Below are 13,893 nucleotides of genomic sequence, written 5' to 3'. Positions count from 1 at the left end.
GTGCAGCCCGTTGAACGACATGCAACCCGTTGGCGCCGTCGTCCCGCTTAAGGTCGACATCGCCGAAAAGACCTTCAGGTCCACGCGAGGCGTCTCGATCACGGCGCTTCAGGACCTTTCCTTCGAGGTCCGGCAAGGCGAATTCGCCTGCTTGCTGGGACCGTCGGGCTGCGGCAAAACCACGACGCTGCGTATCCTGCTTGGCTTGGACAAAGACTTTTCCGGCTCCTTTCAGTTGCCGCAAGGAGGTTCGAACCGCATCGCCGCCGTATTCCAGGAACCGACCCTGCTGCCGTGGCGAACGGTGGAACAGAATGTCAGGCTGGCGTTGCCCAAAAGCTTGAGAGCGAAAAATCTCGACGGGCTGTTCGACACGCTCGGCCTCGCCGGCATGCGCTCGCTCTATCCTGCCGAACTGTCGCTCGGCCTTGCGCGCAGGGCAGCACTTGCCAGGGCTTTCGCCACCGAGCCGGCGGTGCTTTTCCTGGACGAACCTTTTGTCTCGCTCGACGAACAGACCGCCGAGCGGCTTCGGCATCTGCTTTTGACCGTGTGGTCGGCACGGCCAACGACCGCCTTGATGGTGACGCACAATCTACGCGAGGCACTGATGCTGTCGGACCGCATCATCGTGCTCGCGCCACGGCCAACCCATGTGCTCGGCGTGTTCGACGTACGGTTGCCACGGCAACATCGCAATTCGCAGGTGATGAGCGACCTCCTGCGGTCGTTCCATCATAGATTTCCGGACGTCACCTGATCGCCTGCTGGCGAAATGCATATCGGAGGCCTTCATGTCGGTTGATCGGCTAAGACGCAGGCTTGTGAGTGGCTTCACCTGCACCGCTGCCAGCGCCGCCTTGCTGCCATGCTGCCTCGGACGAGCCGTTCTGGCCGCAGGCGGCAGCTTGCGGTTCTCGACCACGCAAATCGCCGACGGCGTCTTCGCCTTCCAGGGCGCGGATGAATTGATGACCGCCGCCAACAACGGTGCGATCTGCAATCTGGGCGCCGTCATCGGCACCGATGCGGTTGCCGTCATCGACAGCGGTGGCAGCCTGATCGAGGCGCAGGCCTTTCTCGCCGCGATCGGAAAGCTGACAGCAAAGCCGGTTCGCTTCCTGGTCAACACCCACATGCATCCCGACCACATCTTCGGCAATGCGGCATTCCGGAAGATCGGCGCGACCATCGTCGGTCACCGCAATCTGCCGCGTGCTCTCGAGGCGCGTGGAGCGTTCTATCTGCACAACTATCGCGAACAGCTTGGCGAGGCGTTGATGGAGGGGATCGAGATCGTGCCGCCGACCATGCTGGTCGACGATCGCCTGCAACTCGACCTCGGCGGGCGCATGATTGAACTGCGGGCATGGAAGGCGGCGCACACCGACAACGACCTGACCGTATTCGATACCGCGACCAGAACGCTTTTTGCCGGCGATCTCGTGTTCATGGGCTCCTTGCCGACGCTCGACGGATCACTGCTTGGATGGCTCCGCCAGATGGATGCGCTCACCGCGATCGACGCCACGCGCGTCGTTCCAGGTCATGGTCCTGTAACGGCCGACTGGCCACAGGCGCTGGCGGGGGAGCGACGCTATTTCGAGATTCTGGCGCGCGATATCCGAAAGGCGATCGCCGACGGAACGCCGCTGCGCGAAGCAGTCAAAACCGCTGGCGAAACCGAACGGGATAATTGGCACCTGTTCGACGACTACAACCAGCGCAACGCAACGGCCGCATTTGCCGAACTCGAGTGGGAATAGACGATGCCGACATGCGTCCAGCAGCTGTAAGGCACGGCGATTTGCCAAGGCGTCGCCAAAGGCTTATCCTCAACGCCAGCCTGGGCACCACCTCTCTGCATTGGTGGAGGCATCGAAATGCAAAATCACCCTTACTCGAGCCGGCAGCTCGCTTTGCCGCTCGCATCCGTTTTTGTCGCGATCATCTTGGCCATCGGCACGCTGCTCGGTTCCTCCGGAACCGCCAGCGCACAGCAAACAACCGCGTCCTCGGACAGAATCTGGCATGACTTGAAGGGCGACGTGTTCGGCGATCGGGCAATTCTGGTCGATACCGGCGTCGTCAGGATCGAAGCGCCGAAGCGGGCGCAGGATGCCGCCATCGTGCCCGTGGACATCTATCTCGATCCAGCCAAGGCGCCGGACGGCATCAAATCCGTTACCTTGATCATCGATGCCAACCCTGCACCGGTGGCGGCAACGTTCCAGCTCGGCAAGGATGCCGGCGTGACGCATCTGTCGACGCGCGTGCGCGTCAACGACTATTCCTATCTGCGTGCCATCGCTGAGACGCAGAGCGGCCAGCTCCATATGATGCAGACCTTCGTCAAGGCATCAGGCGGATGCTCCGCCCCTGCGGTCAAGAACCAGGACGAGGCCAACGCGACGATGGGTCAGATGAAGCTGCGCCAGTTCCCGCCCAAAGAGACGATGACCAAGACTGAGGAACTGCAGTTGATGATCCGGCACCCTAACAATTCGGGCCTGCAGCGGGATCCGCTGACCCAGTATTTCATACCGGCGCATTTTGTTCAGAAACTGTCGATCTCGCAAGCCGGCCGGCCGATCCTCTCCATGGAAGGTGGAATATCGATTTCGGAAGACCCCAATTTCCGGTTCGATTTCACCGTGCATGGCAACGGCGAAATCCAGGTGGAAGCGACCGACACGGATGGCAAAACATTCCGCAATCAGTGGCCCCTGGAGACAGCAGGTCTCTAAAGTATCCCTCTTGCGCCGTAATGCCGGATGCTTGCCAGCTCGATCCCCGAAGTGAAGCTCATTTCGGGAGGATCATGTCCAGGCAAAGGATGGAACTCCATCCGGCTTGCGGAGGGAGCAGGCTCTAAAAGCAGCGCACGTCGGCTTCCGACTGCGCGCGCTTCAATTCGGTACGGGCGGCCTTCGCCGGTGCGCTTTCGCGAAACAGCCCAGCGTTTTCGCCTGTGGTCAAAGACATACTCTTGAAAGTCTCGGCCCTCTCATAGTGGTCGTACGGAAGGATCGAGGCGATGACGTCGATCGAGCAGGAACAGCTTTCCAGCGCCTTACGTGTCTGGCCGTTCGTCTGCATGCAGCCGAGCACGTAATCGGCAATCGTTGCTGTCGGGTAATCTCCCGCGGCGCCCGCCGGGTTTGCGAAGGCCAGCGGCGCGGCCAGGAGCAGCGGCAAGGTCGAAAATCCAACATATCTGATCATGGGAAAACCTCCGGTTAGCCTGGGCGCGATGTGCCAAGTCGGGATCACCGTGGCAGTTGGCAACGAGCCGCAGAGTCAGTCAAGCGCCCATGGCTTCCGTATACGACCAAAGGAGGAATGCGGTACTCATCGACCGTGGTTCCGCATGGCGGCCTGATGGCCCGCTCCACACCCCAACTCCAACGATCATCTCATGCTTGGCCCACTATCGATTCTCCATGCAGCACGTAGATGGCCAGGCCGAGACATCGAAGTGAATACCGCTAAATAAAATCCTTGCTTAGGTGAAATGTAAAACTCAAAAAATAATCAAATTTTATGCGGTCAACCGTTATTTAGCTAGTAGAAATACTTTATCTAACCAATACTGTCCTAGTTATTTCCTTATATTGCACCGCATCATTCACGATATTGCGGTGCAAAAAGACACCCAGGCTTTTTTGCTTGCCTAGCGTTTTGCGATGACATAGCCTCACCCTGTTTCCGGCTTCAAGGGCGTCACCGTCATTAGGGAGCGGCGACAGTCTTTCGTAGGCCAAGGTGAGGTGGGCAGTAACGGTGCCCTCTGCACATCTGGCTTAGGTCGTGACACGCTGCCGGAAATATTTCCCCCCCGTGAATCGCTTGGGCAAGCCCTTGTGGGCTCAGCAAATGATTCATCACTATGAACCTCGGGAGGAATTCGGATGCGTGTACTTACGAAAGCTACCTATATTCTAACCACTGCGGCGTTTCTGTCGCTCGGCGCGGCCTATACGGCGTCGGCTAACGAGGACCTTGCAAAGCTGGCTTCGGATTCGAAGAACTGGGCAATGCAGACGGGTGACTACGCCAACACCCGCTATTCCAAACTCAACCAGATTACTGCGGACAATGTGAAGAACCTGCAGGTCAAGTGGACCTTTTCCACCGGCGTGCTGCGAGGCCACGAGGGTGGACCGCTTATCATCGGCGATGTGATGTATGTCCACACGCCTTTCCCGAACAATGTCTTTGCGCTCGACCTCAAGAATGACGGGAAGATCCTTTGGAAATACGAACCCAAGCAGGATCCCAACGTCATTCCGATCATGTGTTGCGATACGGTCAATCGCGGTGTTGCCTATGGTGACGGCAAGATCATTCTCAATCAGGCCGACACCACGGTCGTCGCCCTCGATGCGAAGACCGGCAAGGTCGTCTGGTCGGTCAAGAACGGTGACCAGACCGATGGCGGCAAAGGCGAATCCGGTACGGCTGCCCCCGTCGTCGTCAAGGACAAGGTGCTCATCGGCGTCTCCGGCGCCGAATTCGGTGTTCGCGGCTGGCTGGCCGCCTACAATCTGAAAGATGGCAAACTCGCCTGGAAAGCCTATTCGGAAGGTCCGGACGCAGACACCCTGATCGATCCCGAAAAGACCACGCATCTCGGCAAGCCGGTGGGCAAGGACTCCGGCACGAACACTTGGGAAGGCGAGCAGTGGAAGACAGGCGGCGGCACGACATGGGGATGGTATTCCTATGATCCCAAGCTGAACCTGGTCTACTATGGCACCGGCAATCCCTCGACGTGGAACCCCGTACAACGCCCCGGCGACAATCGCTGGTCGATGACGATCATGGCCCGCGATGCGGACACGGGTGTTGCCAAATGGCTCTACCAGATGACCCCGCATGACGAATGGGACTATGACGGCGTCAATGAGATGATCCTCGTCGACGGCATGGAGGTCAACGGCGCCAAGCACGATGTGCTGGTGCATTTCGACCGCAACGGCTTTGCCTACACCATGGATCGCGCCAGCGGCGACCTTCTCGTCGCCAAAAAATACGATCCGTCGGTGAACTGGGCGACGGAAGTCAACATGGACCCAAAGAGCGATCAGTATGGCCGCCCGCAGGTCGTGGCGAAATATTCGACCCAGCAAAACGGCGAAGACACCAACTCGACCGGCATCTGCCCGGCCGCGCTTGGAACCAAAGACCAGCAGCCGGCCGCCTACTCGCCGAAGACCGGGCTGTTCTATGTCCCGACCAACCATGTCTGCATGGACTATGAGCCTTACAAGGTAAGCTACACCGCCGGTCAGCCCTATGTTGGCGCCACCGTGTCGATGTACCCGGCCCCTGGCGGCGACGGCAGCATGGGCAACTTCATTGCCTGGGATGCAGCCAAGGGTGAGATCGTCTGGTCGAAGCCCGAGATGTTCTCGGTGTGGTCTGGCGCGTTGGCCACGGATGGCGACGTCGTCTTCTACGGCACGCTCGAAGGCTACATCAAGGCGGTCGATAAGGACGGCAAGGAACTCTACAAGTTCAAGACCCCGTCCGGCATCATCGGCAACATCACGACCTACGAGCAGGGCGGCAAGCAGTACATCGCCGTTCTGTCGGGTGTTGGCGGCTGGGCAGGTATTGGCCTGGCAGGCGGCCTGCTTTCGCCTGATAACGCCGCTGCCTGGCATGGCGCCGTCGATCAGGGCCGTGCCCAAGGCGATGAGGCCGCCGTCGTTGGCACCGCTGGTCTTGGTGCCGTCGGTGGCTACGCGGCACTTGCCGACTACACGACGCTGGGCGGTCAGCTCACCGTCTTCGGTCTCCCGGATTGATGCGCTGGGAACCTTGAGAACGCCTCAGGTCTTGTGAGACCAAAGGCTTGAAGAACGAGAGCCCGGATCATCCGGAAGCCATGGCCGGGCTCTCGATTCGGTTACGCACCCAAAACACCGATCAATGCCGGTCGCGCCAGCAAAACCGTGTCCATTGGCAAATGAAGGAAGTTTGAATGTCCGTTCGCATTGTAATTTCGGCTTTGGTCCTGGCTCTGCTGCCTCTGGCAAGCTCAGGCGTCGCCCAGGCCGACGACAGCATGGAAAAAGCCAAGGCGGTGAAGGAAGAAGGCGGCAAGTATTTGGATGCGGATGGAAATCCGACCTACAATATCGAAAACGGAACCGTCGATTGGTACACGTTCAGCGGCTACCGCCGGTATCACTCCGATTGCCATGTCTGCCACGGACAGGATGCAACAGGTTCGAGCTATGCGCCGGCTTTGGTCAACAGCCTGAAAAACATGGATTACGGCACGTTCCTCTCGATCGTCGCCGAGGGCCGCAAGAATGTCGGCGGCGGCAAGGAAAACGTCATGCCTGCCTTTGGCGACAACAAGAATGTCTATTGCTACATGGACGACCTCTACATCTACCTGCGCGCGCGCGCAGATGGCGCGGCGCCCCGCGGACGGCCGCCCAAGCACGAAGACAAGGCCCAGGCGGCGAAGGATGCCGAAGCATCCTGCATGGGTGGGTGACATGATTGGCCGCGATGCATTGAAGCTGCGCGTCGTTCTGCCGATCCTCGGCACGCTCGCCTTGCTGCCGTCGAATGCGCATGCGCAAAGCGCCGGCCTTGGTGCGGCGGGAGAACTGGTCGACCCCGACATCTTGCGCGTCTGCGCCGATCCCTCGAATATGCCCTTCACCGACAAGAGCGGCGAAGGATTCGAAAACAAGCTGGCAGAGCTGGTTGCCGCGAAAACCGGGCGCAAGTCCGTCTCCTACACCTGGTTTCCCACGATCACCGGCTTCGTGCGCAATACGTTGGGGGCCAACCGATGCGACATCATCATGGGCTATGCCCAGGGCGATGAGCTGGTGCAGAACACCAACGCCTACTATCGCTCCGCCTATGTGCTTGTGCATCCGAAAAGCCACGATATGGAAGGCGTGGAAACGATCGAGGATCCCAGACTCAAGGGCAAGACGATCGGCGTCGTTGAAAGCACGCCGCCAACCGCCAACATGGCCGCCAACAAGCTCCTGCGGACCGCCAAGATCTATCCGCTTGCGGTGGATACCCGCGTCACCCCATCCATGGGGGAGGTCATGATCAAGGACATGCTGGCACACAAGATCGATGCGGCGGTGCTGTGGGGACCGATGGCAGGTTACTATGCCAAGGAACTCGGAGCTGATGTGACGATCGTTCCACTGGTGAAGGAAAAAACCGGCTCGCGCATGTCTTACCGCATTACCATGGGCGTACGTCCGTCCGACCAGGAATGGAAGCGGACGCTCAACCGAGTGATCAGGGAAAACCAGGCGGAGATCACCAGGATCCTGCTGAGCTATAACGTGCCGCTGATCGACGAACACGACAACCTGATTACCCAATGAATGGAAGGGAGACTATTTTCTTGCTGGTCGCCGCGAGCCTTCTGGGTCTGACCGAGCCGACATGGGCTGGCGATGTCGCCGAACCCAGCGGTTTCCGGATGGACGACTATCGGGCGCCGGTGCCGCGGACGCTGCAAGGCGCGAGGGTGGTGACGACGGTGGAAGCGGAAGCGCTGTGGCGGGCGAAAAAGGCGATCTTCTTCGACGTGATGCCGGACACGCCCAAACCGACCAATTTGCCGGCAGGAACCATATGGAGGGACAAGGTCAGAAAGGACATCCCAGGCAGCATATGGCTGGCCAATGTGGGATACGGCGCTATTTCGCAGGAGACCGCCAGCTATTTTCGCCAAGGCCTCGAGGCCAAGGCCGGGACGGACAAGTCGCGCGCGATTCTGTTCTACTGCATGACGAATTGCTGGATGTCGTGGAATGCGGCGAAACGGGCCGTCGAGTGGGGCTACAGTTCGGTAATCTGGTATCCGCTCGGCGCTGATGGGTGGGAAGATGCAAACCTTCCACTGGAGGAGAAAAAACCCTATACAACGAACAATTGAAGTAAGGACTGCAATTATTCTCGATAGTTGGTTTTCAACTTTTCAAAACCTATTGTTTCATTTGTCCATTTTGAGACTTGATGGACGAGCCATTGCGTCGGTGCCCTGCAATGGTTGGCTAACGACAGGATCGGTCCCTTCGGGCTGGTATTAAGAGGAGAAATGTCATGAAGAAGAACTGGAAAAAACCGACCATGTGTCAGGTTGCCGCTGGCTTCGAAATTTCACGGTATCTGCCTGCTGAAATTACTCCCAAGAAGTAGGCCGCAGAGGTGCGCGTCCCTGGCGACAGGGGCGCGCATCCCCTCGCCCCATGGATTTTCGTGAAAGATTTTGACGCACGCAAAGCGCGCGAAGCGTTTTTTGTGACTGCAAATTGCCTGCAGGTCAGAGAAGCCGGCGCGCGGGCATTTTCATGCATTTGAGGATCATCGGATCGGCGGCGGGCGGCGGCTTTCCGCAATGGAACTGCAACTACCGTCTGAGTCGTGCGGCTCGCACCGGCATGGCCGGGGTGCATTCACGAACCCAGTCCAGTATCGCCGCCTCCGCGGACGGGTTCGGCTGGGTTCTTTTCAATGCCTCGCCCGACATTCGCCAGCAAATCGCTGCAACACCTGAACTGCAGCCTGCGGGCGATGCGCCGCTGCGCTCCACGCCTATTCGCGCGGTGGTGCTGACCAACGCCGATGTCGATCATATCGCTGGACTGCTCAGCCTGCGCGAGCGGCAGCCTTTCGCCATTTATGCAACGGCGCAGGTTCTGGCGACGCTGGAGGCGAATTCGATTTTCAACGTTCTCGATCCAGCGCTTGTGCCGCGGCGCATCCTGCCGCCGGCGAAAGAATTGGCCATTTGCGACGCAGAAGGCCGCGAGACCGGCGTAATGATCGAGCCCTTTCCAGTGCCCGGGAAGATAGCACTCTATCTGGAGGATAGAGACCATCCGGATGCCAATTTCAGCTCCGACGCAGGTGATACGATCGGAGTCCGAATTGCCGGCATCGGCAGCCGCGGCTCCGTCTTCTATATTCCGGGCTGCGCGCGCATCGATGCGGCCTTGCGCACGCGTCTCACCGATGCCGCCTGGCTTCTGTTCGACGGCACGGTCTATACCGACGACGAGATGATCGTCGCCGGCGTCGGTCAGAAAACCGGCGCGCGCATGGGGCATCTGGCGATCTCGGGAGAATCGGGTTCGATCGCAGGCTTGGCCGATGTGAGGGTCGGCCGTCGCGTCTTCGTCCACATCAACAACACCAATCCCATCCTTGACGAGAATTCCGCCGAGCACGCGGCGGTCAAGGCGGCCGGCTGGGAAATCGCAAGCGACGGTATGGAGATGGAATTTTGAGCGACTTCCGCGATGCAGCCAAAGGCGGACTCTCCAAGAGCGCTCTCGAAGCCGTGCTGAGGCAGGTTGGCGCCGAGCGCTATCACAATCGCCATCCCTTTCACCACAGGATGACCAGCGGCGCATTGTCGAAGGCCGAGATAAAGGCCTGGGCGCTGAACCGCTATTGCTATCAGGCGGTCATCCCGCGCAAGGATGCCATGATACTCGTGCATGCCGAGGATCCAGCGTTTCGCGCCGCGTGGCGCAAGCGGATCGAGGATCATGACGGCGAGGACGGCTGGAGCGGCGGCATCGCGCGCTGGCTGCATCTGGCAACTTCGCTCGGCCTGGACGCCGAGGCCGTGAAGAGCGAAAGGCTGGCACTGCCGGCGACGCGCTTCGCGGTGGGCGCTTACCTTTCCTTTTGCACAAACCGGACGTTGTTCGAGGCGGTCGCGTCCTCGCTGACCGAGATGTTCTCGCCACTCATCATCGGCGAGCGGGTGCCGGCAATGCTGGCCAAATACGACTACATCACCGAGGACACGCTGGCCTATTTCAGGCAACGGCCCGAACAGGCCTCGCGTGACGCCGACTTCGCCCTCGCCTACGTGCTCAGCCATGCCGATACGGCGGAGCGCCAGCAGCAGGCAATCGATGCACTGGTGTTCAAATGCGATATACTCTGGGCCATGCTTGACGCGCTTCAACACGCCTATGGCGAGCAGGGAAACATACCGCCCGGCGCCTTCCAGCCCGAGGCAGCCCAATGATGGCGCTGCGCGAAAGAGCCGTGGTGTCGTTGCGATCGGTACCTTCGCTGCCGAAACACGTGCGCATACAATACGATTCCGTGCGGCAGGCATTCGCCGTGCTTTCACCCGAAAAGATATTCTGGCCGAACGATGTCAGTCTCGATATTTTGCGCCGCTGCGATGGACGGTCAACGGCAGGCGATATCATTGCTGGCCTTGCCGCGGATTATGAGGCCGAACAGGAGGCCGTGGCGACCGACGTCCTCGCCTTCCTGCAGGAATGGTCGGACAAGCTGCTGGTGAGGTTATGAGCACGCCCCTCCTCCCTCCAATCGGCATGCTGGCGGAACTGACGCATCGCTGCCCGCTGCAATGCCCTTATTGCTCCAATCCGCTGGAACTGCTGAAGGCCAATCGCGAACTCGACACAGAGACCTGGCTCGCCCTGTTCTCGGAGGCCGCCGATCTGGGAGTGCTCCAGGTGCATCTGTCCGGTGGCGAGCCGACACTGCGCCGCGACCTCGAGCAATTGATCGCCGGGCTTGCGGGGCGCGGCGTCTACACCAATCTGATTACCGCGGGCGTTGGCATCGTCGAGGGCCGTATCGAGGCATTTGCCGAAGCCGGCCTCGACCATCTGCAACTGAGCTTTCAGGGCGCGCGGCCGGCGACCACCGATCGCATCGGCAACCACAAGGGCGCTCACGAAAAGAAGCTGGAGACGGCACGCCGCGCGCGCGTTGCCGGTCTGCCTCTTACCATCAACGCACCGATCCATCGCCATAACATCGAGGAAGTGCCGGAATTCATCGATCTCGCCCTTTCGCTGGGCGCGGAGAGGCTCGAGATCGCCAATGTGCAGTATGCCGGCTGGGCGTTGACCAATCGCGACCAACTGATGCCCGAGCGTGAAGCGGTCGACAGGCAGGCGGAGATCGTTGCGGAGGCACAGGAGCGACTGGCCGGCATCATCAACATCGATTTTGTGACGCCGGACTATTTCGCGATCTATCCCAAGCCGTGCATGGGCGGCTGGGCGCGGGACGCCTTCATGGTGACGCCTGACGGCACCGTACTGCCCTGCCATGCCGCACAGACGATCCCGTCGCTCAGCTTCGAGCGTTTCGAACCACGCAGGCTGTCCTCGATCTGGGCCGATTCACCGGGGTTCAATGCCTTTCGCGGCACGGACTGGATGCAGGAACCCTGTCGCGGCTGTGAGCGGCGCGAGATCGACTGGGGCGGCTGCCGCTGCCAGGCGATGGCGATCGCCGGCGATGCCGCTGCAACGGACCCCGCTTGCGCGAAATCGCCGATCCATGCTCGCATGGCAATGCTGATCGACGAAGCCAAGCGCATTGCCACAGCTCCTTCGAGAGAAGAACCGTTCGTCTACCGGCGGATCGGTGCCATGACCGAATCCGCCTGACCTGGCGAGAAAGCGCTTCTCACCCCCTCCGGAAAACGCGAAGCGTCTGCTCGTCAAACAATGGCTCGTCCTGGCCGATGCGCACAAACAGAAGCCTGTGCCCCTCACCCGCCGGCACCTCGAAATACTGGATGCCGTCAGGCATTTCACCCCAGTCGCCGCAGGGCGGTTCGGGAACCTCGTCGGAACTGGCAAGCGCTTTGAGTTCTTCCGCATAGGAGGCGTCAGGGCTGAATGAGTAGCGTTTGACGCCTGCAGGCTCCGTGCCCTGCGTGTAAGGCGTCAGCACGCAGCGGGCGCTGACAGTCTTGTCGGTTTTTTCCAGGAACAGGCGGCGCAATGCAGCCTCGGCAGTTTCACCCGATATGATGTCGAACAGTTCGACGAGAGGATCGGCCGCGCCGCCGTCGCTGTATTTGATGGCAAGCGCGTTGTCGGCGAATTCGAAATGAATCTGGCGGAAGCCGAAGTCGCAGCGTTGCGCCCAGGCGGCCAGCCCGATATTTTTGTCAGACAACCTTTCCCAGACGCATTTGTCGATCGGCGAGCGCGACGGCGCCGGCTCGTCTGCCATCGCGGACATTGTCGCGGATGCAAGCAGGGCGCAGGCCCAGATGATCGATCGCACCCTATTCATCGCTGCATCCTGTCAAGGTAAAGGCATCCCATGCGGAGCCGTCTGAATTGGCATTGGCGAAGTCGGCTGGCACGCTCAAACCAGCCCGAGCAGAAAGGCCGCGCCACCGAGAAAACCTGCCGAGCAGGTCCATAGCAGCCAAAGCCCCCGGACCCGGCATTCGAGCACTGCCGAGCCGGGGTTGGCGGGGTCATAGTGGACGTCGACCTTGCTGCCTTCGATATACTGCCGTGCCTGGCCGCCGACGAGGCCGGACAGCGAGGCGGTCACGGTGGCGCCGAACGTTACACGATCGGCGCTGTAGCGCTGGCCGGCGACGCCATAGGAGTAGACGATGCGGGATTTGAAGACGGTGCGCCAGCGGCCATAGCCTGAATGGTTTCGGAGCGCCTGCAGACCTGAAGTGTCGATGCGGCCAACCACGATCGGCCATTTTGCCGCCTGCTCGGCCAACGCTTTCTGGGCGAAACCGATGCTCAGGATGAACAAGCCCATAAAAAGCAGCAACGCCGCGGCACCGAGATTCTGCGGTTTGGGCAAATGCGGCCCGATCGCCTCCAGAACACCGCCGACGGAAAACACCAGCACAACCGCGCCGAACACTAGGCCGGCCGAGAGTTGGACCATGAACTTGAAGGCGCCGTCCGGCAGGGTGCGCTCGATCACCGCTTTGCTCGGATCGGCCGGATTGTAGAAGACAGTCACCTCCGCGCCGCGGGGAAACTGGGCAAGGGTCTCCGTGACTTCGAAATTCCCCAAATTCTCTTTCACGCTGTAGCGCGAGCTTTGAAATTTCTTGCCGCCGATCTTGTATTCGAAGGTGATCGCCGGAAAATTGCGCATTTCGGTGGTGTCAGTGCTGTCCGAACCAACGCCCGAGTTTCTGACCTCACGTGCCTCGACGCGCGAGGAAATGATCTTTCCCGGCGTCGGCAGCCAGCGGCTGAGTGCCTTCACCTCTCGCCATTTCATGAAGGTGATGAACGACAGCGCGCCCGCGACCACGCAGGCAAAGCCGACAAGCATGATCTTGAGTTCCAACTCGTCTCCCCCCAGGAGTGCAGGAACTCGCACATAGACAGCAAGGCTGCGGCAATGTCTTGCTTATTCGCAAAATCTGAAAAGGTTGAGCAGCGCAAACGGCAACAGCCCACGCCGCGTCATGCAGGCTTCACGGCCAGGAACGTGTTCCATTCTTCGCTATCGCGGCCGACGTTGAAATCGTCCCTGATGAGGACGAGCCCGGCGCCTTCGAGACGGGCCGCGAAGTCGTCCCTGCGCCAGTAGACCGTATGATATTCGCCTGATGTCTCGCCGTCGCCATTACGCATCGAGACGAGAAAGGCGCCGCCCGGGCGCAGCGACCCGGCTATCTTGGCAAGCACCTGGTCGGTCTCGTCGCGAGGCACATGGATGAGGACGCACAGGGCCAGAACCGCGTCGTAGGGGCCGCCGAGATCATCGGTGATGAGATCGAGCAACTCGCCATGCTTGCCACGCGCGGCCTGCAGTTCCAGAAACCGCTTGGTCGCGTCGGTGCGCCGGACTTTGACACCCAAAGTCTCCAGAAAATCCGCGTCGTATCCGGCTCCGGACCCGACTTCCAGAATCCGGCCGCCTGTACCGGCGATTGCCACCAGGCGCTTGAGCGATGCCTGCTCCCTCTCGTTGGGAACATGGCGCACGATGGCATCATATTGTTCCGCATAATCCTCGTAAGCGCTGATCGTTTGACGGCTCTGTGCCAGAGCCTCCGATGACACACCCATCTTTCCTCCCATGCGTCCATGTCGGTCAAAG

The 13,893-nt window shown here is 60.1% G+C and carries 15 protein-coding genes; 11 read left to right on the top strand and 4 right to left on the bottom strand.

Annotated elements, in window-relative coordinates:
- The 3 genes from EN906_RS01370 to EN906_RS01360 form a co-directional block, all read left to right on the top strand.
- A partial coding sequence (locus EN906_RS01370; protein ID WP_348629269.1) for an ATP-binding cassette domain-containing protein occupies positions 1-760 on the top strand: 760 nt, incomplete at its 5' end.
- A gap of 34 nt (positions 761-794) precedes the next feature.
- Positions 795-1,766: a quinoprotein relay system zinc metallohydrolase 2 gene (locus EN906_RS01365; protein ID WP_127269857.1), complete on the top strand. Its 972-nt coding sequence runs from the start codon at positions 795-797 to the stop codon at positions 1,764-1,766.
- Between the two features lie 117 nt (positions 1,767-1,883).
- On the top strand, positions 1,884-2,747 hold the full coding sequence (locus tag EN906_RS01360) for a quinoprotein dehydrogenase-associated SoxYZ-like carrier (protein WP_127269859.1): 864 nt from the start codon (positions 1,884-1,886) through the stop codon (positions 2,745-2,747).
- 124 nt (positions 2,748-2,871) lie between these two features.
- Here EN906_RS01360 and EN906_RS01355 read toward each other — a convergent pair whose 3' ends face one another.
- On the bottom strand, positions 2,872-3,225 hold the full coding sequence (locus tag EN906_RS01355; protein WP_127269861.1) for a hypothetical protein: 354 nt from the start codon (positions 3,223-3,225) through the stop codon (positions 2,872-2,874).
- 686 nt (positions 3,226-3,911) lie between these two features.
- Between EN906_RS01355 and EN906_RS01350 the strand changes: the two genes are divergently transcribed.
- The 8 genes from EN906_RS01350 to pqqE all read left to right on the top strand — a co-directional run bounded on the left by EN906_RS01350 (position 3,912) and on the right by pqqE (position 11,456).
- On the top strand, positions 3,912-5,813 hold the full coding sequence (locus tag EN906_RS01350; protein WP_127267400.1) for a methanol/ethanol family PQQ-dependent dehydrogenase: 1,902 nt from the start codon (positions 3,912-3,914) through the stop codon (positions 5,811-5,813).
- A 176-nt stretch (positions 5,814-5,989) separates the two neighbouring features.
- Positions 5,990-6,514, top strand: coding sequence for a c-type cytochrome, methanol metabolism-related (locus EN906_RS01345; protein WP_127267401.1), 525 nt, complete (start codon positions 5,990-5,992; stop codon positions 6,512-6,514).
- Positions 6,486-7,379 carry a substrate-binding domain-containing protein gene (locus EN906_RS01340; RefSeq protein WP_127267402.1) on the top strand — a complete coding sequence of 298 codons (894 nt, stop codon included), beginning with the start codon at positions 6,486-6,488 and terminating at the stop codon, positions 7,377-7,379. Before EN906_RS01345 ends, EN906_RS01340 begins: the two co-directional genes overlap by 29 nt.
- Positions 7,376-7,936: a PQQ-dependent catabolism-associated CXXCW motif protein gene (locus EN906_RS01335; RefSeq protein WP_127267403.1), complete on the top strand. Its 561-nt coding sequence runs from the start codon at positions 7,376-7,378 to the stop codon at positions 7,934-7,936. The genes EN906_RS01340 and EN906_RS01335 overlap by 4 nt, the downstream gene beginning before the upstream one ends.
- A 415-nt stretch (positions 7,937-8,351) precedes the next feature.
- Complete coding sequence (gene pqqB / locus EN906_RS01325) at positions 8,352-9,290, top strand: pyrroloquinoline quinone biosynthesis protein PqqB (RefSeq protein WP_127267404.1); 939 nt, start codon at positions 8,352-8,354, stop codon at positions 9,288-9,290.
- Positions 9,287-10,045, top strand: a complete 759-nt coding sequence (pqqC, locus tag EN906_RS01320) for a pyrroloquinoline-quinone synthase PqqC (protein ID WP_127267405.1) — start codon at positions 9,287-9,289, stop codon at positions 10,043-10,045. Before pqqB ends, pqqC begins: the two co-directional genes overlap by 4 nt.
- Positions 10,045-10,338 carry a pyrroloquinoline quinone biosynthesis peptide chaperone PqqD gene (gene pqqD, locus EN906_RS01315; protein WP_245456776.1) on the top strand — a complete coding sequence of 98 codons (294 nt, stop codon included), beginning with the start codon at positions 10,045-10,047 and terminating at the stop codon, positions 10,336-10,338. Before pqqC ends, pqqD begins: the two co-directional genes overlap by 1 nt.
- The gene (gene pqqE / locus EN906_RS01310) at positions 10,335-11,456 is read left to right on the top strand and encodes a pyrroloquinoline quinone biosynthesis protein PqqE (RefSeq protein WP_127267407.1); all 1,122 of its coding nucleotides are present in this window, start codon (positions 10,335-10,337) and stop codon (positions 11,454-11,456) included. Before pqqD ends, pqqE begins: the two co-directional genes overlap by 4 nt.
- A 19-nt stretch (positions 11,457-11,475) precedes the next feature.
- Here pqqE and EN906_RS01305 read toward each other — a convergent pair whose 3' ends face one another.
- From EN906_RS01305 to EN906_RS01295, 3 genes are all read right to left on the bottom strand, one after another.
- The gene (locus EN906_RS01305; protein ID WP_245476515.1) at positions 11,476-11,973 is read right to left on the bottom strand and encodes a hypothetical protein; all 498 of its coding nucleotides are present in this window, start codon (positions 11,971-11,973) and stop codon (positions 11,476-11,478) included.
- Between the two features lie 195 nt (positions 11,974-12,168).
- Complete coding sequence (locus EN906_RS01300) at positions 12,169-13,134, bottom strand: DUF3592 domain-containing protein (protein WP_236382785.1); 966 nt, start codon at positions 13,132-13,134, stop codon at positions 12,169-12,171.
- 119 nt (positions 13,135-13,253) lie between these two features.
- Positions 13,254-13,862 (bottom strand): class I SAM-dependent methyltransferase, encoded by a 609-nt coding sequence (locus EN906_RS01295; protein WP_127267409.1) that lies wholly within the window; start codon positions 13,860-13,862, stop codon positions 13,254-13,256.
- Positions 13,863-13,893 lie beyond the last annotated feature (31 nt).

The organism is Mesorhizobium sp. M7A.F.Ca.CA.004.06.1.1, assembly GCF_003999135.1.
Taxonomy (GTDB): domain Bacteria; phylum Pseudomonadota; class Alphaproteobacteria; order Rhizobiales; family Rhizobiaceae; genus Mesorhizobium.
This window is presented reverse-complemented; position numbering and strand designations above follow the sequence as displayed.